Origin of the sequence: Bradyrhizobium monzae (genome assembly GCF_021458635.1) — a bacterium.
In the GTDB taxonomy this organism is placed as follows: domain Bacteria; phylum Pseudomonadota; class Alphaproteobacteria; order Rhizobiales; family Xanthobacteraceae; genus Bradyrhizobium.
In genome coordinates, this window is record NZ_JAIRDQ010000006.1 from 70922 (window position 1) to 92231 (window position 21310).

At 63.5% G+C, this 21310-nt stretch carries 25 protein-coding genes; 8 read left to right on the forward strand and 17 right to left on the reverse strand.

The genetic code is table 11. From position 1 onward, the window contains the following. Positions 1–45 precede the first annotated feature (45 nt). Complete coding sequence (locus tag K3F49_RS22190; RefSeq protein ID WP_234683081.1) at positions 46–654, forward strand: TetR/AcrR family transcriptional regulator; 609 nt, start codon at positions 46–48, stop codon at positions 652–654. Here the strand turns inward: K3F49_RS22190 and K3F49_RS22195 are convergent. The 15 genes from K3F49_RS22195 to urtA form a co-directional block, all read right to left on the reverse strand. Then, positions 651–2309 (reverse strand): CHASE domain-containing protein, encoded by a 1659-nt coding sequence (locus K3F49_RS22195; RefSeq protein ID WP_234683082.1) that lies wholly within the window; start codon positions 2307–2309, stop codon positions 651–653. The two genes, K3F49_RS22190 and K3F49_RS22195, sit on opposite strands and share 4 nt — an antisense overlap. Positions 2310–2623: 314 nt before the next feature. Further along, entirely contained in the window at positions 2624–3247 is a 624-nt protein-coding gene (gene ureG, locus K3F49_RS22200; protein ID WP_234683083.1) for an urease accessory protein UreG, read from the reverse strand. 38 nt (positions 3248–3285) lie between these two features. Beyond that, positions 3286–4014, reverse strand: a complete 729-nt coding sequence (locus K3F49_RS22205; RefSeq protein ID WP_234683457.1) for an urease accessory protein UreF — start codon at positions 4012–4014, stop codon at positions 3286–3288. Beyond that, positions 3995–4663 carry an urease accessory protein UreE gene (gene ureE / locus K3F49_RS22210; RefSeq protein ID WP_234683084.1) on the reverse strand — a complete coding sequence of 223 codons (669 nt, stop codon included), beginning with the start codon at positions 4661–4663 and terminating at the stop codon, positions 3995–3997. Before ureE ends, K3F49_RS22205 begins: the two co-directional genes overlap by 20 nt. 6 nt (positions 4664–4669) lie before the next feature. Beyond that, positions 4670–4969, reverse strand: a complete 300-nt coding sequence (locus K3F49_RS22215) for a putative quinol monooxygenase (protein WP_234683085.1) — start codon at positions 4967–4969, stop codon at positions 4670–4672. Positions 4970–5109: 140 nt separating this feature from the next. Continuing rightward, the gene (gene ureC / locus K3F49_RS22220; RefSeq protein WP_234683086.1) at positions 5110–6825 is read right to left on the reverse strand and encodes an urease subunit alpha; all 1716 of its coding nucleotides are present in this window, start codon (positions 6823–6825) and stop codon (positions 5110–5112) included. 37 nt (positions 6826–6862) lie between these two features. Beyond that, positions 6863–7402 carry an HD domain-containing protein gene (locus tag K3F49_RS22225; protein WP_234683087.1) on the reverse strand — a complete coding sequence of 180 codons (540 nt, stop codon included), beginning with the start codon at positions 7400–7402 and terminating at the stop codon, positions 6863–6865. Between the two features lie 3 nt (positions 7403–7405). Next, on the reverse strand, positions 7406–7711 hold the full coding sequence (locus K3F49_RS22230; RefSeq protein WP_234683088.1) for an urease subunit beta: 306 nt from the start codon (positions 7709–7711) through the stop codon (positions 7406–7408). Positions 7712–7722: 11 nt separating this feature from the next. Continuing rightward, positions 7723–8025 (reverse strand): urease subunit gamma, encoded by a 303-nt coding sequence (locus K3F49_RS22235; RefSeq protein WP_007605424.1) that lies wholly within the window; start codon positions 8023–8025, stop codon positions 7723–7725. A 40-nt stretch (positions 8026–8065) separates the two neighbouring features. Continuing rightward, positions 8066–8908, reverse strand: coding sequence for an urease accessory protein UreD (locus tag K3F49_RS22240; protein ID WP_234683089.1), 843 nt, complete (start codon positions 8906–8908; stop codon positions 8066–8068). Between the two features lie 54 nt (positions 8909–8962). Next, complete coding sequence (urtE, locus tag K3F49_RS22245; protein WP_234683090.1) at positions 8963–9658, reverse strand: urea ABC transporter ATP-binding subunit UrtE; 696 nt, start codon at positions 9656–9658, stop codon at positions 8963–8965. Positions 9659–9661: 3 nt separating this feature from the next. Beyond that, the gene (urtD, locus tag K3F49_RS22250) at positions 9662–10423 is read right to left on the reverse strand and encodes an urea ABC transporter ATP-binding protein UrtD (protein WP_234683091.1); all 762 of its coding nucleotides are present in this window, start codon (positions 10421–10423) and stop codon (positions 9662–9664) included. Then, complete coding sequence (urtC, locus tag K3F49_RS22255; protein ID WP_234683092.1) at positions 10420–11589, reverse strand: urea ABC transporter permease subunit UrtC; 1170 nt, start codon at positions 11587–11589, stop codon at positions 10420–10422. Before urtC ends, urtD begins: the two co-directional genes overlap by 4 nt. After that, positions 11586–13196, reverse strand: coding sequence for an urea ABC transporter permease subunit UrtB (urtB, locus tag K3F49_RS22260; protein WP_234683093.1), 1611 nt, complete (start codon positions 13194–13196; stop codon positions 11586–11588). The genes urtC and urtB overlap by 4 nt, the downstream gene beginning before the upstream one ends. Positions 13197–13278: 82 nt before the next feature. Then, positions 13279–14601 (reverse strand): urea ABC transporter substrate-binding protein, encoded by a 1323-nt coding sequence (gene urtA, locus K3F49_RS22265; protein WP_234683094.1) that lies wholly within the window; start codon positions 14599–14601, stop codon positions 13279–13281. Positions 14602–15076: 475 nt separating this feature from the next. On the opposite strand from urtA, the gene K3F49_RS22270 reads away from it, so the two are divergent. The 3 genes from K3F49_RS22270 to K3F49_RS22280 all read left to right on the forward strand — a co-directional run bounded on the left by K3F49_RS22270 (position 15077) and on the right by K3F49_RS22280 (position 17432). Further along, positions 15077–16642, forward strand: coding sequence for a DEAD/DEAH box helicase (locus tag K3F49_RS22270; RefSeq protein ID WP_234683095.1), 1566 nt, complete (start codon positions 15077–15079; stop codon positions 16640–16642). A gap of 23 nt (positions 16643–16665) precedes the next feature. Further along, on the forward strand, positions 16666–16953 hold the full coding sequence (infA, locus tag K3F49_RS22275) for a translation initiation factor IF-1 (RefSeq protein WP_008131890.1): 288 nt from the start codon (positions 16666–16668) through the stop codon (positions 16951–16953). 266 nt (positions 16954–17219) lie between these two features. After that, on the forward strand, positions 17220–17432 hold the full coding sequence (locus K3F49_RS22280) for a cold-shock protein (protein WP_027530211.1): 213 nt from the start codon (positions 17220–17222) through the stop codon (positions 17430–17432). Positions 17433–17615: 183 nt separating this feature from the next. Here the strand turns inward: K3F49_RS22280 and K3F49_RS22285 are convergent, their stop codons facing one another. Together K3F49_RS22285 and K3F49_RS22290 are read right to left on the reverse strand one after the other, a co-directional pair. Beyond that, positions 17616–18113, reverse strand: coding sequence for a pilus assembly protein N-terminal domain-containing protein (locus K3F49_RS22285; RefSeq protein ID WP_234683096.1), 498 nt, complete (start codon positions 18111–18113; stop codon positions 17616–17618). 158 nt (positions 18114–18271) lie between these two features. Beyond that, positions 18272–19099, reverse strand: coding sequence for a sterol desaturase family protein (locus K3F49_RS22290; RefSeq protein WP_234683097.1), 828 nt, complete (start codon positions 19097–19099; stop codon positions 18272–18274). Positions 19100–19356: 257 nt separating this feature from the next. On the opposite strand from K3F49_RS22290, the gene K3F49_RS22295 reads away from it, so the two are divergent. The 4 genes from K3F49_RS22295 (at position 19357) to cpaB (ending at position 21309) form a co-directional block, all read left to right on the forward strand. Continuing rightward, positions 19357–19521, forward strand: coding sequence for a Flp family type IVb pilin (locus K3F49_RS22295; protein WP_234683098.1), 165 nt, complete (start codon positions 19357–19359; stop codon positions 19519–19521). Positions 19522–19598: 77 nt separating this feature from the next. Further along, on the forward strand, positions 19599–19739 hold the full coding sequence (locus tag K3F49_RS22300) for a hypothetical protein (RefSeq protein ID WP_234683477.1): 141 nt from the start codon (positions 19599–19601) through the stop codon (positions 19737–19739). A 123-nt stretch (positions 19740–19862) separates the two neighbouring features. Further along, on the forward strand, positions 19863–20387 hold the full coding sequence (locus K3F49_RS22305) for an A24 family peptidase (protein WP_234683099.1): 525 nt from the start codon (positions 19863–19865) through the stop codon (positions 20385–20387). Positions 20388–20511: 124 nt separating this feature from the next. After that, entirely contained in the window at positions 20512–21309 is a 798-nt protein-coding gene (gene cpaB, locus K3F49_RS22310) for a Flp pilus assembly protein CpaB (protein ID WP_234683100.1), read from the forward strand. Position 21310 lies beyond the last annotated feature (1 nt).

The window sequence follows — 21310 nt, forward strand, 5'->3', positions numbered from 1 at the left end:
AGCCTTTGGGAATGGCGGCCTCTGCGCAGGGAGACCGACTTGGTCATGGCGAAAGGCACGAGCGATGCGGCCGAGGGCGCCCCCCGGCGCGGCCGACCGCGCTCGATCGAGACCACGAACGCCATCCTCGAAAGCGCTTATACGCTGATGGCGACGACCGGCCTTGCCGCGACCACGATCGATGCCGTCGCGCGTCACTCCAACGTCTCCAAGATGACAATCTACAAATGGTGGCCGTCGCGTGAGGCGCTGTTGATCGACGCCTTCCTCCATCACGCCGCGCAAATGCTACCGCTGCCCCCGGTGAGCGCGGGCACGCCCGCGGCGCGCGCACGCCGTCACGCTGCGGCCTATGCCGAAGCCTTGCAGGGCGAGTTCGGCAAGGTGCAGCTTGCGGTCATCTCCGAATGCATCTCCAAGACCGGCTCGGCGAAGCTGTTCTATGCCCGCTACCTCCAGTTCCGCCGCGATGCGCTGGTGGATATGATCGCGACCGGCCAACATGACGGCAGCATTCTGGCCGAAGCTCCGGCGGAAGACCTCTACGACGCCATCTATGGCAGCCTGTTCTACCGCTACGTCTTCGGCATCGCGCCGATCACGCCCGCTTATGCGCGCAACCTGGTCGACCTCGTGTTGCGGCCGAAGGGTTAGCGCACCGGCTTCACCGGCTGCGACAGCTTTTCCGTGCGGTCGCGCTCCGTCATGTCCACGACTGTCTCCATCGGCGCCGTCAGTTCGTAGACATAGGAGACATCCGTGAAGTAGCGCTTGGCGGTGCCGCCGAGCGCTTCGGGCGCGACGCGGTCGAGCAGGATAAGGCCGAAATCCGAATCCGGCCGGCGCGTCGCCTCGCTGGTGTTGAACTCCTCCCAGCGGAAATGAAACACCGTCTCGGGCTCCTCGCCCGTCACCGTCCAGTTTGCGGTGATGTGCGGATGCTTGCCGACCAGCGAAAGGCCTTCGTCCGAGTGCGAGGCAAGCTCGAAGAACAGCAGCGACAGGCTCTGGGCAGCACGCGCACTGACGGCGATATCCGGGCCACTGACTGCGATGCGATCGGCATGCGGAATGGCACGCGCTTCGAACAGGCCCTTCAGCTTGACGCCCTGCCACTGGCTCTCGCTGAGCAGCGAGACCACGTTGGACATGGCGTGGATGCGGCCGATCAGCAGCTCGCGCGCGACATCGATGTCCGAGCCGTGGCGCAGCGTGCGCGTCACGATCGACTGGATCACCGCGAGGATGTTCTTGACCCGGTGATTGAGCTCGTCGATGACCGCCGTCAACCGCCGCTCGAAGCCGATTCGCACCTGGATTTCGCGGCTGAGCCTCAAGTTATTGTAGGCGACGTAGCCGAACAGGCCGCAGACCATCGCGGTGATGGCGAAGCCGATCGCCGCGACGATGATCGCGGTCTGCTCGGCGCGCCGTGCCGAATTGGTCTTGGCGTAATAGCCGAGCTGCCAGTCGCGGCCGCCGAAGCTGATGGTGCGCGTCGCCGACGGGGGCGGCCCATCCGGCGTCGTCATGCGGGTGGAGACGACACCCTGGTCGTTGGCAACGAGCTCGCTGCCCTCCTTGCGCGGGTCCTTGAGTGCGACCGAGAACAACGACAGATCGTCATTGGTCAGCATCAGCGAAGCCAGCTCGTAGGAAAAGGTGACGAAGCCGACCGGCTCGGTGGCGCCCTCGGGAATGACGGGGGCGGCCACGATGACGCCGATCGGCCCGTTGTCGCGCAAGAGAGGTATGGGGTCGGAGGCAACCGACCGCTTCTCGACCCTGGCGCGCGTCAGCATGGCGTTGCGAACCGGCTCGTCATCGTAGCTGCGGCCCGGCAGCGCCTTGGTCTCGTCGCTGCGCGGCTCGAGGTCCATCAGCACGTCGATCGGCTGGGTCAGGCTTGCCGGGTCGATCGGCTTGTCGCTGTAGTCACGGATCCGTGGTTTCGGGAAGCCCGCGGCGGCGATCGCGGTCTGCGCCGCGGCGAGCTCGCTCGGCTGCAGCCGGGCGACCCAGCCAGCCACGACGAAATCGGTCTTGAAGGCGTAGATCGCCGAACGCAGCGGCTCCAGCATGTTGGGCTTCAGCACCGACGGGGCGCGGAACAGGCCAGAGGCGACACGCGCCAGCAGCTCACGCTCGGTCGACCTGTCTTGGACAAGGCTCGCATGAACGTCGATCGCGCGGGCCAGCGCAATCCGGTCTAGCGCCAGCTCCTGGTCGTGGACGCGATAGGCCGCAAGCCCGGAGAGCAAGGCTCCGAGCAGAGCGATGAAGCCGATGATGAAACCCAGCCGGACCACGCGACTACTCAGGCGAAGGCAGGAGGTCGGCAATAAACACGGAGCATATCAACGCCGCTCGAACGGCCATGTGCCGAAACAGGGTGGACCCCAGTGGCAGGGATAATGACGGAGGAGGCATCTGTACGCAACTTCGGTCGCCGAAAAAGCTTAATTCGCCCGGCCGATCGTCTGGCCAACAGCGGCTCTGCTCCGGGCACCGGAGGTAGATAATCGCCGTGTCCGAAATTTGTTCCGCGGATGCGGCTTTGCCTCAGACGTTAACGGCGGAAAACGCCTGCGCCACGTCGCCGCGGCCCGTCAGCCCGCCCGTTTCAATCCACCCGTTTCAATCCACCCTTGGCCTCGATGAAGCCGACAATGCGGTCGAGCCCCTCGCTCTTCTTCAAGTTGGTCATGACGAAGGGGCGCTCGCCGCGCATGCGCCTGGCGTCCGTGTCCATCTTCTCGAGGGAGGCACCGACATGGGGCGCAAGGTCGATCTTGTTGATGACCAGAAGGTCGGAGCGGGTGATGCCGGGGCCGCCCTTGGACGGGATCTTGTCGCCGGCGGCAACGTCGATGACATAGATAGTGAGGTCGGCCAGTTCCGGCGAGAAGGTCGCCGCCAGATTGTCGCCGCCGGATTCGATCAGCACGAGATCAAGCCCGGGGAATTTCGCGCGCATGTCGGCCACCGCGGCGAGATTCATCGAAGCGTCCTCGCGGATCGCGGTGTGTGGACAGCCGCCGGTCTCGACGCCGGCAATGCGGTCAGGCGTCAGCGAGCCGGATCGCACGAGGAATTCAGCATCCCATTTGGTGTAGATGTCGTTGGTGATCGCGGCGATGTCGTAGCGCTCGCGCATGGTCTTGCAGAGCAGATCCATCAGCGCAGTCTTGCCCGATCCAACTGGGCCGCCAACGCCGACACGCAGGGGGCCATGAGAAGTTGCCATGTCGTTGCTCTCTCTTGATTAGTTGAAGGCCGTATCGCTCACGAGCGAAACAGCCGCGTATATTGCGTCTCGTGCCGCAGGCTGGCGAGATCGGCGCGGAAGGTCGCGCTGCCGAGATCGTGCAATGTCGCCCCCAGCGCCCGATTGGCGGTTGCGGCGACGGCGGCTTCCAATTTCACCAGCACGCGCTGGCTGTCGGTCTGACCGAGCGGAATGAGCCGGCTGGCCGCCGAAATCCAGTTCGAAACCAGCGCATGCAGGAAGGCGTGCAGCGTCGGCCCCAGCGGCACGCCGTGCAACGCGGCGACGACGCCAACGGCGACGGGATAGACCAATGGCGTGCGGCATGACGCGACCATGGCATCCAGGCCCTCGGCATTCCACGCCGCGCGGGAGATGTCGATAAAGGCGCGCCCCTGCGAGGTCGTCTCGAGCTGCCGTTCGCGCGACGGCACGAAGGCCGCTGCAAGCTCGGCGATATCATTCAAGGCTGCCCCTTCGCCGGCTTCAGTGGCGCGATATGCGTGGACCAGAAACGTCGCGTCGCAAAAGCCGGAGCCGTCGCCGAGCATGGCATCCAGCCAATCGGCCAGCGCCGCGATGTCGGTGACGTCCCCCGCTTCGACCGCCCACTCGATGCCGCTGGAATAGGAGAACCCGCCGACGGGAAAGGCCGGCGACAGCCACGTCATCAGCCGGTACAGCGCCGCCGCCTCGCGCTCGGCGAGACCACCGTTACCGACTGGCTCATTTGTGGTCGTGAGCATGCTTGTGGCCGTGGTGATGGTCGGGATGGTCGCAATGCTCGTCGTGGTGATGGTGATGATCATGCCCATGGTCATGCGCGGCATGATCATGTTGATGGTCGTGCCCATGGTGATCATGGTCATGGTGGCCATGATCGTGGTGACCATGATCATGATGACCGTGGTCGTGATGCGCGTGGTCATCGTGCCCGCGGTCATCGTGACCATGCGCATGGCTGGCCTCGGCATAGGCGCCGCCTTCGGGATCGAACGGCGCCTCGATCTCGACGACGCGTGCACCGAGGCCCTTCACCATCGCTTCGATGACGTGGTCGCGGCGAATGCGCAAAGCTTTAGCCATGAGCTGCGTCGGCAGATGGCGGTTGCCGAGATGCCAGGCGACGCGAATGAGATGGTGCGGATCGTGGCCGCGGATCTCCAGCAGCGGCTCGGGCGCCGCGACCACTTCGACCAGCCTTCCGTCCTCCAGCACCAGCGCATCGCCACCGCGCAGTGCAACGGCATTCTCCAGGTCGAGCAGGAAATTGAGCCCCCGCGTCCCCGTCATCGCCATGCGGCGGCGGTGCCGATCGTCGAAATCGAGCACGACCGAATCCGCCGGCGTTTCCGTGAAGCGGTGCTGTCCCTTAACCTGCGTCGCCCGGATCATGCGCTGTTACCTCGTCTCGACCTTCTCGGGCGTGATGACTTCGATCTTCGGCGGCGCCGTGAAGCATTTCACCGCGACACGGCCGAACGTCTTCATGTGTTCCTGGCCGCGATGCGGCACCAGCGCCTCGGCATTCTCCCACTGCTCGACGAACACCATCTTCGAGGGATCGGTGACGCTTTCATGCAGATCGTAGGCGATATTGCCGGATTCCTTCCGCGTCTCCTTGATGCAGGCGGTCGCAGCTGCGATGAATTCGGCGCGCGTTTCGGGCTTGATGGTCAGGGTAGCAACGACGTAAATCACGAGAAATCCTCCCGGCTTTTTCTTCTAAGGTTACGATACCGGGCGGGACATTAGACCAGCCGGGATCGAACGCAAAACCGGAAAAGCCGCCCCAGGACATGGAGTGAGACATGCGCCGGGGACATGCGTTGAGGCGCTATTCAGTACATGAAATATCGCTGCGCCATCGGCAGCACCTCGGCGGGCGCGCAGGTGAGCAGCTCGCCGTCGGCGCGCACCTCGTAGGTTTCCGGATCGACCTCGATATTGGGCGTGGCGTCGTTGTGGATCATGCTCTTCTTCGAGATCTTGCTGCGGGTGTTCTGGACCGCATAGAGCTTCTTCTCGATGCCGAGCTTTCGCGCGAGGCCGCCGGTGATGGCTGCTTTCGAGGTGAACACCACGGAGGATGCCGTGCGCGCCTTGCCGAAAGCAGCAAACATCGGCTGATAATGCACCGGCTGCGGCGTCGGGATCGAGGCGTTGGGATCGCCCATGGGCGCGGCGACGATCGAGCCGCCCTTGACGATGCAGTCCGGCTTGACGCCGAAGAAGGCCGGCGACCACAGCACGAGATCGGCGAGCTTGCCCTTCTCCACCGAACCGATCAGCTTCGACACGCCATGGGCGATCGCGGGGTTGATCGTGTACTTGGCGATGAAGCGCTTCACCCGAAAATTGTCATTGTCCTTGCCCTTGTCCTGCGGCAGCGATCCGCGCTGCTTCTTCATCTTGTCGGCGGTCTGCCAGGTCCGGATGATGACCTCGCCGAGGCGCCCCATCGCTTGCGAATCTGAAGACATCATCGAGAGCGCACCGAGATCGTGCAGGATATCCTCGGCCGCGATGGTCTCCTTGCGGATACGGCTTTCCGCGAAGGCCAGATCCTCCGCGATCGAGGGATCGAGGTGATGGCATACCATCAACATATCGAGATGTTCGTCGATGGTGTTGCGGGTGAACGGTCGCGTCGGATTGGTCGAGGACGGCAGCACGTTCTTCAGGCCGGCGACCTTGATGATATCAGGGGCGTGACCACCGCCCGCACCTTCGGTGTGGAAGGCGTGGATGGTGCGGCCCTTGAACGCCTTGATGGTGTCCTCGACGAAGCCGGATTCGTTCAGCGTATCGGAATGCAGCATGACCTGAACGTCGTAATCGTCGGCCACCGATAGGCAATTGTCGATCGCGGCCGGCGTCGTGCCCCAATCCTCGTGCAGTTTCAGCGCGCAGGCGCCGCCCTTGATCATCTCGACCAGCGCCGCGGGACGCGAGGCGTTGCCCTTGCCGGAAATGCCGAGATTGACCGGGAAGGCATCGAACGACTGGATCATCCGTCCCATGTGCCAGGGGCCGGGCGTGCAGGTGGTGGCGAAGGTGCCGTGCGAGGGGCCGGTGCCGCCGCCCAGCATCGAAGTGACGCCGGACATCAGCGCGTGCTCGATCTGCTGCGGGCAGATGAAATGGATGTGGCTGTCGAAGCCGCCGGCGGTGAGGATTTTTCCCTCACCCGCGATCACGTCGGTGCCGGGGCCGATGATGATGGTGACGCCCGGCTGGATGTCGGGATTGCCGGCCTTGCCGATCGCCGAAATCATGCCGTCCTTGATGGCGACATCAGCCTTGACGATACCCCAATGGTCGACGATCAGCGCATTGGTGATGACGGTGTCGGCCGCGCCCTGCTTGTTAGTGACCTGCGACTGCCCCATGCCGTCACGGATCACCTTGCCGCCGCCGAACTTCACCTCTTCACCATAAATGGTGAAATCCTTCTCGACCTCGATGATGAGATCGGTATCCGCCAGCCGCACCTTGTCGCCGGTGGTCGGACCGAACATGTCGGCATAGACGGAACGCTTCATCTTGACGGACATCACAAGCCCCGTTTGCGTTTGAATGTTTTGATGGTGCTCACAGCAAGGCCCTCGCGGTTCGCACCATGTTGTCGAATGTCGTGTCGAGCCAGGCATTGCCGCCGCGGCAACCAGCGACGACCTGCTCGGCCCAGCCAGTGTAGTCGATCAGATCCTCGCGCTCCGCCCCGGTCGGGTTGACTTGAATGCGCGCGCCGATATTGCTGACCTTGTCGGCGATCTTGATCAGTTTTGCGCTTGCCGATTTCTTCGGCGCATCGACGACCTGCAGGCGTCGCCGCTCGGCTTTCGGCAAGCTCATATCGTCGGTGCATTCGACGACGAGAGAGGCGACACGGTCGGAGAATTTTTGCGCGAGCTCCTCCCGTGTGGTCTCGGTGTCCTCGATCACATCGTGCAGCCAGCCCGCGGCGACGAGCTCGGCATCGGCCCCATCGGTCGCGGTCGCGAGCAGGTTTGCGACCTCCGCGAGATGGTTGATGTAAGGCTCGTTGCCTCGCCCTTTGCGCGCCATGCCATTATGCCGACGCGCGGCCAGCTCAGCAGCTTCGGAGATGAACCGGACGGGCGGCAGCATGCCTCACAGCTTCCCCATCACATCGCCACGGAAGCCGTAGATCGTCTTCTTGCCGGCGAGCGCGACGAGCTGGACGTCGCGGGTCTGGCCGGGCTCGAAGCGGACGGCGGTGCCGGCGGCGATGTCGAGGCGCATGCCGCGCGACTTCTTGCGGTCGAACTTCAGCGCCGGGTTGGTCTCGAAGAAATGGTAGTGCGAGCCGACCTGGATCGGACGGTCGCCGGTGTTGGCCACCGTCAGCGTCACGGTCTTGCGGCCGGCATTGAGCTCGATCTCGCCGTCCTTGATGAAGAGTTCGCCGGGGATCATGCGTCTTACTCCTATCGGATCGGTTCGTGCACGGTGACGAGCTTCGTCCCGTCCGGAAAGGTCGCCTCGACCTGGATGTCGTGGATCATCTCGGGGATTCCAGGCATCACCTGATCGCGGGTCAACACCTGCGCGCCGGATTGCATCAGCTCGGCAACGGTGCGGCCATCGCGCGCGCCTTCGAGGATGAAATCGGAGATGATCGCGATCGCCTCGGGATGGTTGAGCTTGACGCCGCGGTCGAGCCTGCGGCGCGCCACGATCGCCGCCATCGAGATCAGAAGCTTGTCCTTTTCGCGGGGAGACAGGTTCATGAAGAATCTCTTCCGTTCAACACTTCAATTCAGCCAGCCATCAATTCAGCCAGAGTCGCGGCAAGACCGCACCGGTGCGCGCCAGCACGGCCATCATATCGGCGCGCAAACGCGCCGCATCTTGGGCACAGAACCGCGCCATTGCAAAGCCATTCCAGGCCGAGATTCCGACCTCGCCGGCGAAAGATTCCGATGCCTCGCGAATGCGCTCGACCAGTGCCTCGTCGCCGGGCACGATCAGGGCCGTGCCGATCGCAGCACCCGCCTTGGCAACCGCCGATCGCGCGAGCTTGGCGCCGATATCGCCGTCGAGCCTGATCGTCTCGGCAAAGACCAGCCTGCCGCCACGGCGGAGCCGCCAGCCGTCGACGAACTCGCCCTGCTCCATGCGCTCGCCCATGGCAGTGCGGCCGAATACGACGATTTCACAAAGCAGGAGCGAGGCGGCATCATCGATTTCGATGTCGAAGCGGCGATGAACCCGGGCGCGATCGAACAAGATCGTCTCCTGGGGCAACCAGCCGAGATGCGCGCCGGCGGCGACCTTCAGGGAAATGTTGAGCTGCGCAGCCGCGCCTGGCGCACGATAGACCTTTTCGGCGGCCGCCGTGGTCAGCGTCAAACGCGAGCTATCCGCGGCCGAGATCTCGATGTCGAAGCGATCGCCGCCGGCGACCCCGCCCGCCGTGTTGACGAACACGCCGGACAGGCCATCGTCCTCCGGCGAGGGAAAGCGCACGCGGAGCGAGCCGGATTCATGCAAAGCACCACGCCGCGTCACGCCGTCGCGGGCGTGCACATCGAAGCGCACCGCGCCGCGGGCACGATTGGCTTCGAACACCGAAGAAGTCGCCAAAGATGTCACCAAGGCGTCGTTGCGCATCCGTCTCCCCCAGCCGGCCGCGGCAGGATTTTTTGCAGCCTGCGATTTCCCGGCTTACAGCGCCATCTGGCGGCTGATCTCGCTGGCGTCGAGATTGGAGCGGTCGCAGGTGAACTTCACCGCACCGCGATCCATCACCGCGAAACTGTCGCCGAGCTCGCAGGCAAAGTCGAGATATTGTTCGACCAGCACGATGGCGATGTTGCCGAGGTTGCGCAAGTAGGAGATGGCGCGGCCGATGTCCTTGATGATCGAGGGCTGGATGCCCTCGGTCGGCTCGTCGAGCAGCAGCAATTTCGGCCGCATCACCAGCGCACGCCCGATCGCCAGCTGTTGCTGCTGGCCGCCGGAGAGATCGCCGCCGCGCCGCCCGAGCATGGACTCCAGCACCGGAAACAGCGAGAACACGTCGTCCGGGATATGCTTGTCCTCGCGCTTGAGCGGGCCGAAGCCGGTCTTGAGGTTCTCCTCGACCGTTAGAAGCGGAAAGATCTCGCGACCCTGCGGCACGAAGCCGATGCCCTTGCGTGCCCGCTCATAGGGCTTGAGGCCCGTGATGTCGCTGCCGTCGAACACGATCGCGCCCGAGGAGATCGGATATTGCCCGACCATGGCGCGTAACAGCGACGTCTTGCCGACGCCGTTACGCCCGAGCACGCACGTCACCTTGCCCGGCTCGGCCGCGATCGACACGCCGCGCAGCGCCTGCGCTGCGCCGTAGAACAGGTTGATGTCGTTGACCTCTAGCATCGCTCAGCGTCCCAGATAGACTTCGATGACCCGCTCGTTGGACGAGACCTGGTCGATGGTTCCTTCGGCGAGCACCGTGCCTTCATGCAGGCAGGTGACCTTGACCCCGAGTTCGCGCACGAACGTCATGTCGTGCTCGACCACCATGACCGTATGGGTCTTGTTGATCTCCTTGAGCAGCTCGGCAGTGAGATGCGTCTCGACGTCGGTCATCCCTGCGACGGGCTCGTCGACGAGGAGCAGTTTTGGGTCCTGCGCCAGCAGCATGCCGATCTCGAGCCATTGCTTCTGGCCGTGGCTGAGGCTGCCGGCGAGGCGGTTGCGGGCGTCGGCGAGGCGGATCGTCTCCAGCACCTTGTCGATCCGCTCCGACTCCGCCCTGCTGCCGCGCCAGAACAGCGTGCCCTTGACACTGTGATCGACATTGAGCGCCAGCAGGAGGTTGTCCTGCACGGTCTGGCTTTCGAACACCGTCGGCTTCTGGAATTTGCGGCCGATGCCGAGCTCGGCGATGCGGGTCTCGTCCAGCCGCGTCAGATCGGTAACGCCGTCGAACAGCACCGTGCCCTCGTCCGGCTTGGTCTTGCCGGTGATGATGTCCATCATCGTGGTCTTGCCGGCACCGTTTGGGCCGATGATGGCGCGCATCTCGCCGGGCTCGAGCGTCAGCGACAGATTGTTGATGGCGTGAAAGCCGTCGAACGAGACGTGCACGCCGTCGAGATAGAGCATCGCGGAAGTCGCGCGGGTATCCATGACGTTCATCGCGCCTTCTCCGCCATCTTCGGTTCGGTGACGCCGTCTTCGGCCGCCGCACTTGCGGCGGGGCGCCTCTCTTTCGATGTTTCCCGCCAAGCGTTGAAGGTACCGACGATGCCCTTCGGCAGCAACAGCGTCACCAGGATGAACAGCGCTCCCAGCATGAACAGCCAGTACGGTGCGAGCATGCCGGAGGTGAAGAAGGTCTTGGCATAGTTGACGACGATCGCGCCGAGTGCCGCGCCGACCAGCGTGCCACGGCCGCCGACCGCGACCCAGATCACCGCCTCGATCGAATTGCCCGGCGCGAATTCGCTCGGGTTGATGATGCCGACCTGCGGCACATAGAGCGCGCCGGCGACGCCGGCCATGCAGGCCGACAGCGTGAACACGAACAGCTTGTAGGACTCGACGCGGTAGCCGAGGAAGCGGCTGCGCGATTCCGCGTCGCGAATCGCGATCAGCACCTTGCCGAGCTTGGAGGACACCACGGCGCGGCAGATCAGGAAGCTGAGGATCAGCGCCAGGCAACTCAGCGCGAACAACGCCGCGCGCGTGCCCTCGGCCTGGACGTTGAAGCCCAGAATATCCTTGAAATCGGTCAGGCCGTTGTTGCCGCCGAAGCCGAAATCGTTGCGGAAGAAGGCGAGCAGCAGCGCATAGGTCATCGCCTGCGTGATGATCGACAGATACACGCCGGTGACGCGGGAGCGGAAGGCGAGCCAGCCGAAGCAGAAGGCGAGCAGGCCGGGCACGAACAGCACCATCAACGCCGCGAACCAGAACATATCGAAGCCGTACCAGTACCAGGGCAGCTTCTGCCAGTTCAGGAACACCATGAAGTCGGGCAGGATCGGATTGCCGTAGACGCCGCGGGTGCCGATCTGCCGCATCAAATACATGCCCATGGCGTAGCCGCCGAGCGCGAAGAAGGCGCCGTGGCCGAGCGAGAGGATGCCGCAGTAACCCCAGATCAGATCGATCGAGAGCGCCAGGATGGCGTAACAGACATATTTGCCCCAGAGCGCGACCAGATAGGTCGGCACCTGCAGGAACGAGCCCGCCGGCAGCAACAGGTTGGAGAGCGGGATGAGGATGCCGCAGGCAGCGACGACGGCGAGGAAGATCGCGGCGCCGCGGTCCAGCGATCGCGTCAGCATGTGAGGGCTCATGCTTCCACCGCACGGCCCTTGAGCGCGAACAGGCCGCGCGGCCGTTTTTGAATGAACAGGATGATCAGGACCAGGATCGCGATCTTGCCGAGCACGGCACCGGCGACCGGCTCCAGGAACTTGTTGGCGATGCCGAGCGTGAAGGCGCCGACCAGCGTGCCCCAGAGATTGCCGACCCCGCCGAACACCACGACCATGAAACTGTCGATGATGTAGCTCTGGCCGAGATTCGGGCTGACATTGTCGATCTGCGACAGCGCCACGCCGGCGATGCCGGCAATGCCCGAGCCGAGCCCGAAGGTCAGCGCGTCGACGCGCGAGGTGGCGATGCCCATCGAGGCCGCCATGCGGCGGTTCTGCGTCACCGCGCGCATCTCGAGGCCGAGCGCGGTGTAGCGCAGCATCGCGAGCAGGATCATGAACACGGCCAGCGTGAAGACGAGGATCCAGAGCCGGTTATAGGTGATGGTGATCTGGCCGAGATCGAACGCGCCGCTCATCCAGGAGGGGTTGCCGACCTCGCGGTTGGTCGGGCCGAACATGGTGCGCACTGCCTGTTGCAAAACCAGCGACAGGCCCCAGGTCGCAAGCAACGTCTCCAGCGGCCGGCCATAGAGGAAGCGGATGATGCTGCGCTCGATCAGCACCCCGATGGCGCCTGCGACGAGAAAGGCGAGCGGCACGGCGATCAGCAGCGAATAGTCGAACAGAGCGGGATAGCGGGTGCGGATCACCTCCTGCACGACAAAGGTGGTGTAGGCCCCGATCATCACCATCTCGCCATGGGCCATGTTGATGACGCCCATCACGCCGAAAGTGATGGCGAGCCCGATCGCGGCGAGCAGCAGGACCGAACCGAGCGACAGACCGTACCAGGCGTTCTGTACCGTGGACCAGACCGCGAGCGAGCTCTGGATCGAGCCGATGGCGCTCGCAGCAGCCTTGGTGACGGAGGCCGGCTGATCGGTGCCGATGTCGGACAGCAGCGCCAGCGCTTCCTGATCGCCACGCGCCTTGATGGTGGCGACGGCCTCGAGCTTCTGCACTTCGGTGGCGTCGGACTTGAACAGCAGAATGGCCGCGCGCGCTTCACCGAGCGCAGTCTTGACCGATTTGTTGGTTTCCTTGGCGAGCGCGCCCTCGACGGGCTCGAGCGCCGTCTCCTCATGCGACTTGAAGACGGATTGCGCGGCCTGGAGCCGTGCACCGAGATCGGGCGACTGCAGCGTCAGGCTGCCGAGCGCGGCATCGACGCTGCGGCGCAGGCGGTTATTGAGCCGCACAGCGCTTGCGCTGTCCGGCACGCTGGCCACGGGCTCGCCGGTCGCGGCGTCAATCGACTTGCCGTCGGTGCCGGTGACGTAAACTTTCTTGCTGTCCGGGTCGGCCATGAGACGGCCGTCTTGGAGCGCGCTGATGATGGGAAAGGCAAGCTTGTTGCCGCTGCTTGCGACCACGCCGATCGCTTCGTCCGTATCGGAATAATCGTCGTTGGCGAATTTGGCGACCGCATCTTCGAACGGACCGGCAAAGGCCGGCAGCGCGAACGCGATCAGGAATAGCGAGAGGACAAAGGTGCAGAGACGAGCGGATAGATTGGTTGGCACTGTAAATCACCCCGGCAGAAGTGGGGAGAAGGCGGCGGAATAGCCGTCTTCTCCCATTGTGCAGTCGAATGTCAGATCCGGATCAGGAGCCCGAGCCGAGGCACTTGTTGGTCTTGGTATTGAAGTTGCCGCACTTCTTGCCGACCCAGTCGCCGATCAGGTCCTTGGAGCCGTCGAGCTCCTTCGACCAGGCGTCGCCCGCGACGAGACCCGGGGTCTTCCAGACCACGTCGAACTGACCGTTGGCCTTGATCTCGCCGATGAACACCGGCTTGGTGATGTGGTGGTTCGGCAGCATCTTCGAGGTGCCACCGGTCAGGTTCGCAGCCTCGATGCCGGGAAGCGCGTCGATCACCTTGTCCGGATCGGTCGACTTCACCTTCTCGACGGCCTTCACCCACATGTTGAAGCCGATCACGTGGGCTTCCATCGGATCGTTGGTCGTACGCTTCGGATTCTTGGTGTAGGCCTGCCAGTCCTTGATGAACTTCTCGTTCGCCGGCGTCTTGATCGACTCGAAGTAGTTCCAGGCGGCGAGATGGCCGACCAGCGGCTTGGTGTCGAGGCCGGCAAGTTCTTCCTCACCCACCGAGAACGCGACCACCGGGATGTCCTTCGCCTTGATGCCCTGGTTGCCGAGCTCCTTGTAGAAGGGAACGTTGGCGTCGCCGTTGATGGTCGAGACCACCGCCGTCTTCTTGCCAGCCGAGCCGAACTTCTTGATGTCGGCCACGATCGTCTGCCAATCGGAGTGACCGAACGGCGTGTAGTTGATCATGATGTCTTCCTGGGCGACACCCTTGGACTTCAGGTAGGCTTCCAGGATCTTGTTGGTGGTGCGCGGATAGACGTAGTCGGTGCCCGCGAGCACCCAGCGCTTCACCTTCTCGTCCTTCATCAGATAATCGACGGCCGGGATCGCCTGCTGGTTCGGCGCCGCACCGGTGTAAAACACGTTACGCTCGGACTCTTCGCCCTCGTACTGCACGGGGTAGAACAGGATGTTGTTGAGTTCCTTGAACACCGGCAGCACCGACTTGCGCGACACCGAGGTCCAGCAGCCGAACACGACCGAGACCTTGTCCTTGGTGATCAGCTCGCGCGCCTTCTCGGCGAACAGCGGCCAGTTCGAGGCGGGGTCGACGACGACGGCCTCGAGCTTCTTGCCGAGCACGCCGCCCTTCTTGTTCTGCTCGTCGATCAGGAAAAGGATGGTGTCCTTCAGCGTGGTTTCGCTGATGGCCATGGTGCCGGAGAGGGAGTGCAGGACGCCGACCTTGATGGTGTCGTCCGCGGCCTTGGCACCGGAAATGGACGCCAGACCGAGCATCAGTCCGGTGGTCGCGGCGAGAACGCCGCGGCGGCTAAATGACGCCGCTATATCGTGAATGGATTTGGTAGGCATGGATGTATCATCTCCCTGACGCAGACGTGAAAAACGCTGCGAAACGGCCCCACGGCCGCCTGCGATTAACGGAATCGCAAGAACCATGCCATGGACTGGGCACCTGCCAAGTGTTTGGTCAGTCTAGATAATTCCGCCGCAATCAAAGTTTAGCCGCAGTCTGATTGCTCAAAACTTGGGCAAATAAAATGGTTGCTTATGCGGCAGCCAGTTCATTTTCTGAGCAGAATGGCTGTGGTGACTAAAATTCCGGCATAACTATTTCTGCACCGCAATCGAGGCCATGTGAACGCTTGCCTTGAAAACGCCGCGCCGATGTTCCATATGAGGGTACAGATCGCGAATCGAGCGGTCGTTGCGAGCCGCGTGTTCTTAAGCCCGTACGGGCGTCTGGCTTGCCCCATATCTCCCAAGCCATCCGACACCCCAAACACGCAGGTGTCCTCTCGACACCCTTTTGCGTGCGCCGCGCTGAATGCGCCGGGCGCCCGCTGTTGACATGGAAAGAACCCCTCTTTTGACTTCCTTTCAGGACTTCGGCCTCGCCGAACCTATCGCGCGTGCTCTCGCTGAAGAGAATTACGTCACCCCCACCCCCATCCAGGCCCAGACCATTCCCACGGCGTTGACCGGCCGCGACGTCGTCGGCATCGCCCAGACTGGAACCGGCAAGACCGCATCCTTTGCACTGCCGATCCTGCACCGCCTGCTCGAGAACCGTATCAAGCCGCAGCCCAAGACGGCGCGCGTGCTGGTGCTGTCGCCCACCCGCGAACTTTCGGGGCAGATCCTCGACAGCTTTAACGCCTATGGCCGCCACATCCGCCTGTCCTCGACGCTTGCTATCGGCGGCGTGCCGATGGGCCGTCAGGTCCGCTCATTGATGCAGGGCGTCGAGGTGCTGGTCGCCACGCCCGGCCGCCTGCTCGACCTCGTGCAGAGCAATGGGCTGAAGCTCGGCAGCGTCGAATTCCTCGTGCTCGACGAGGCCGACCGCATGCTCGACATGGGCTTCATCAACGACATCCGCAAAATCGTCGCCAAGCTGCCGATCAAGCGGCAGACGCTGTTCTTCTCGGCCACCATGCCGAAAGACATTGCCGAGCTTGCTGACGCCATGCTGCGCGACCCCGCCCGCGTCGCCGTGACCCCGGTCTCCTCGACCGTGGAGCGCATCCAGCAGCGCATCATCCAGGTCGACTTCTCGGCCAAGCCGGCGTTCCTTGCCAAGCTGTTGAAACAAGAGCCGGTCAACCGCGCATTGGTTTTCACCCGCACCAAGCACGGCGCCGACAAGGTCGTGAAGACGCTTGAGAAGGCCGGCATTCCCGCCAGTGCCATCCATGGCAACAAGTCGCAGAATCATCGCGAACGGACGCTGGCGCAGTTCCGCTCCGGTGATATCCGCACCCTGGTCGCCACCGACATCGCAGCTCGCGGTATCGACGTCGACGGCATCACCCACGTCATCAATTTCGACCTCCCCAACGTGCCCGAGACCTATGTGCACCGGATCGGCCGCACCGCGCGCGCCGGCGCCGACGGCACCGCGATCTCGCTGGTCGCTGGCGGCGAGGAGCTCAGCTATCTCCGCGACATCGAGAAGCTGATCCGCGTGGCGCTGCCGCGCGAGGATCTGCGCACTGATGCCGGCCGCCGCGATGCGGGCGCTCCCCCGCAGCAACAACGCCAGGGCCGGCCGGGCGGCCGTCCGGGCCAGCGCCCGCAAGGCGCGAGGCATGGCGAGGGACGCCACGGCGACGGCCGTCGCGGTGACGACAGCCGTAGCGACGGACGGCCTGGCGAAGGCCGGCATGGTGACAGCAGGCATGTTGACGGACGGCCTGGCGGTAGCCAGAAGGTCTCGAAGGGGTCTCGCCGCCAACGGCCCGGTGGCAAGTCGCACTCTTCGCCAAACGACCGGCCGGAGCAGCGTTCCGCGCATAGCGCCGCCAAGCCTGATGGGATACAAGGCGTAGCCTTTTTGCGCCGCGAGAGTCGGCCGATGGGCCAACCGACCCGCAAACCCTATTCGCACTAGCCGTCCACGACCTGGAGAAATTCATGGCTAAGGAAGAGCTGATCCAGTTCGAAGGACTGGTCACCGAAATCCTCCCCGACGCGCGCTACCGCGTGCAGCTCGACGCCGGGCACGAGATCGTCGCCTACACCGCCGGCAAGATGAAGAAGAACCGCATCAAGACGCTGGCGGGAGACCGCGTGACGGTAGAGATGTCGCCCTACGACCTCGAAAAGGGCCGGCTGATTTTCCGCCACAAGGACGAACGTCCCAGCGGCGTGGGCGGGCCTCCTCGTCCCGGGCAACGCGGTGGCCAGTTCCGCCGCCGCTAAGCGGCCATCCGCGCGCGAGCGCGGAAGTAAAATGCCGACCTGTATGCTGGTCCGCCGTGGACATCACGGCGGATCAAAAAATCGTGCTCGTCAGGATTGTTTCGGCGCCTTATTTCCAATAAAATCCGCTAATCGATTTTCGGCCGGACGACATTAGCATCCACCGGTACAGCCGGTTCAGACACGCTGACGACCCTTCCAGAAATTCGATCTAACCTGCCTGCGCGAGCGGGCTCTTACATTGTGTATCTGAGAAGGAACTACCCATGAGCATGGGAACCGTGAAGTGGTTTAACGCGACCAAGGGCTTTGGCTTCATCCAGCCCGACGATGGCGGCCAGGACGTGTTCGTTCACATCAGCGCCGTCGAGCGTGCGGGCCTCGGCTCGCTGCGCGAAGGCCAGAAGATCTCCTACGAGATCGTCGCCGATCGCCGGTCCGGCAAGTCGGCTGCCGACAACCTCCGCGACGCAGGCTGATCTCCAGCGCGGACGCACCGAACAACGAAAAGGCCGTGCGGTATGCACGGCCTTTTTTTATGCGTTATCGGCGGGCCCGCCCGCCATTGAGGCTCAGCACGCCGTCGGAACGCCACCACAGGCAACGCAAGTGAGTAACTCACCTGGCTGACGATGAGATAGGTCAGCCTCTCGGCGATCCCGCTAGTTCGTCTTGGCAGCCGCGGCGCTGTTGCCGCTGGCAGTGCTGCTCAGCGAGCCGGCCTGACTCATCGTGGTGCTGAAGTAATTGTCGCTGTCGCCGAGCGTGACGCGGCGCTGGCAGATCGGCAGGCAGCTATACGACTCACGCTCGATCCCGCGATAGACGGTGACGAGCCGGTCGCTCGGGCCTTCGACCTGGATTTGTCGATCGACCAGAATCTCGCCGCCGCGGTCGAGCGCGATGAAGTTGGTGGCGCCGTAGCCCTTGCCGGTCACCACGATCATCCCGCCGGGCTGTAGCGTCACGTCGGCGATCAGAGGATTCCCGACCACGATCGTTGCCACCTTGCCGGGCAGCCGCACGAGCTTGGCCTGGTCGACATTGACCGCGATGGTATCGGCAGTGGGCTCGGCAAGGCCAATGGCCGGCGAAGCCAGCATGGCAGCCGCAGCCAGAAGACAGATGCGCGCATGACGGCGCAGGAACTCGTTACGCATACTCTTACCCCGGGACGTCACAAGCCGGCAGAATCGATCAGAAAGCGGAGCCGGCGCCCGACCCGGTTAACCTGCCTGTAATTCGTGAACGTTCCGCAAACTCGGCGGCTATTGTTTGAACGGACTGGCGTTTTTGTCGCCCCGGCGCCGGACCCATCCTATTGCCGGAACGGATAGGCGAGCTGGCCGCCGATCTCCTTCGGCATCGTCGCTTCATCCTTGCCGTAGTCCTGCGGCAGCTCGCCCTTGGGCATGCGGAAGGTCCCGAACAGCACGTCCCAGATCGGGAAGGTGCCGGCAAAATTGGTGTCGCCGCCCTCCTCGAGCGAGGTGTGGTGCCAGCGGTGGAACACCGGCGTCGCCAGCACGTATCTGAATGGGCCGAAGGTCCAGTTCAGATTGGCGTGCACGAAGGCCGAATGGAACGTCGTGAACGGGCCGACCCAGATCATCACGTTCGGCGAAATGCCAGCCATCAGCAGCACGACGTCGACGCCGATGGTGCCGAGCATCAGATTGACCGGATGGAAGCGGGCCGCCGAGATCCAGCTGATCTCCTCGGAGGAGTGATGGATCGCATGATATTTCCAGAACCCGCCGCCGTGAAACAGCCGGTGCAGCCAGTACAGCATGAAGTCGGCCAGGACCAGGAACAGCACGCCCTGCACCCAGAGCGGCAGCTGCGACAACGGGCCGTGGCCGTTGTCGTAGAAGGCGATCAGTTCGTCGGCGTCGTGGATGTTGAAGACGAGTCCGGCGGTGACGATCAGGAGCCCGATCCGCATGGTACGGGCGAACACCGGAACGAAGAACCAGTAGCAGATGTCGGTCAAGATCTCGCGCTTGCGCCACCACGACGGACCGGCATTGCAGGCCCAGAAATACTCGAGCACGGTGAAAACCACTGCGAGCATGAAGGTGACGGGGATTACCTTCTCGATGGTTTCGCCCAGCATCAGGGCGACTTGCATGGGTAGGCTCGACATCATCGCTTCTGTTCCGGTCTGCTGATCCTCTTACGCCTACTCCGCGAAATTTAAGGGAGGATGAAGTTGACGGCCCGTTCGGAACTGGAATGAATTCGAGATGGCCGCCTTAAGGCGAAATTCACTCTGGCCAAAAGCATCGCGCGAGGCGCGGCTTTGACGGATCGAATTAACTCTACCGAAAGAGCTCGGCTCACATGCTCGTCGTGTCAAGACAGCGCCGATCGAGGCGACCTCACCCAGATGGAGTTTAGCTCATGAAGAACGTGATTGTGCGTTTCGCGAAGGATGAATCCGGCGCCACCGCCATCGAATACGGTCTGATCGCCGCCGGCATCGCGCTGGCCATCATCACCGTCGTCAACAACCTCGGCACCACGCTGAACGCCAAGTTCGGCTCGATCAGCTCCTCGCTGAAGTAAGCCGACCGGCAGACGATGGCAAAAGCCCCGGACCTCCGGGGCCTTTGTTTTTTTGGACAGTGCGAGTTCCAGTGGCGTTGCGTAAGCACAGAACCGATGCCGCGATTGCGGCGAACGAGACGGACACGGCGCGGGGCGACGCGTCGGCCTATTGGGTCTGCCTTGCGCTACTGCTCGCCATGGTCACGCTCGCGATGCGCGTAGCCAGCATGTGGTGAGCCTTCCGGCGCCGGATGACCGGCCCCGAGACTGCTGCGGCCGTTGTCGGTTTGTTTAGCACTGCCGCCTAGCATGCCGACGCCCCGATCCGGGCGACAGACCCAGGCCTCAAGACGCAGCCCATGATCCTCGACCTCGCGCGCCTTCTGCTCTTCCCGGCCTTGATGGCGTTCGCAGCCGCCAGCGATCTCTTCACCATGACGATCTCGAACCGCGTCTCGCTGGCGCTGGTGGCAGGTTTCTTCGTGCTCGCCCTTGCCGGCGGCATGGCACCTTACGAGATGCTGAGCCATGTCGGCGCCGGCGCGCTGCTCCTCGTCGTGGCCTTTGCCTGTTTTGCGATGGGCTGGATGGGCGGCGGCGACGCCAAGGTCGCAGCTTCCGTGGCGCTCTGGTTCGGCTTCGGCCCATTGATGGACTTCCTGCTTTACGCTGCGCTGTTCGGCGGCGCGCTGACCCTGCTCCTGCTCCAGTTTCGGCAATGGCCGTTGCCTTACGGGCTTGCCGGCCAGGCCTGGCTCGCACGGCTCCACGACAAGCAGACCGGCATCCCCTACGGCATCGCGCTCGCACTTGGCGCACTGATGCTCTACCCCGAGACCGAATGGGTGAAGGCGATCAACCTCGCGCACCTCGCGCTACGCTGAACGCCCGGAAACCCTGCGTTAAGCCGATTTAGATACGCCTCATTAACCATGCTTTGACGAATAGCTGGTCAACTGCCGATTACGGCGGCGGCAGCGTCGCGGCGTACTGTGGAAAGTGAAGCGTATGAATAGGGCACGCATAGTCGTCCTGACGGTCGCCATCTGCGCCGGCGGCATCGCCGCGTATCTGGCGAGCGGCTCGGACTCTGCGCCGCCTCCAGCGACTCCGGTCGCACAGCTTCCCACCACCGACGTGCTGGTCGCCAAGAACGACATCGGGCTCGGGCAGACCGTGAAGCCGGAAGATGTGCAATGGCAGACCTGGCCGACCGCGACCGCCAGTTCCACCTTCATCCGCCGCAACGAACGCCCCGAGGGCGCGACCCAGGTCGTGGGCTCGATCGCGCGCGCCCCCTTTATCCAGGGTGAGCCGATCCGCGACCAGAAGCTGGTCAAGGCTGATGGATCCGGCTTCATGGCTGCGATCCTGCCGAGCGGCATGCGTGCCATCTCCACCGAAATCTCGCCGGAGACCGGCGCTGGCGGCTTCATCCTGCCGAACGATCGCGTCGATGTGCTGCTGACGCGCCGTCTCAAGAACCCGGACCAGGGCGCCGGCGCCCAGGATATCGTCACGTCCGAGGTCATTCTGGTCAATGTCCGCGTGCTCGCCATCGACCAGGCGCCGAAGGAGAAGGACGGCCAGAACGCGGTGATTGGCAAAACCGTGACGCTGGAGCTCAACTCCGCACAAACCCAGCTGCTTTCGTCATCCCGCCAGTCTGGATCGCTGTCATTGGCGCTGCGCAGCATTGCCGACGTCAAGATGAGCGAGATCACACTGGATGAATCCGCGCAGAAGCGCGATGGCGTTTCGATCATTCGCTACGGCATTCCGACCCAGGCGGCGAAGGCACGATGAG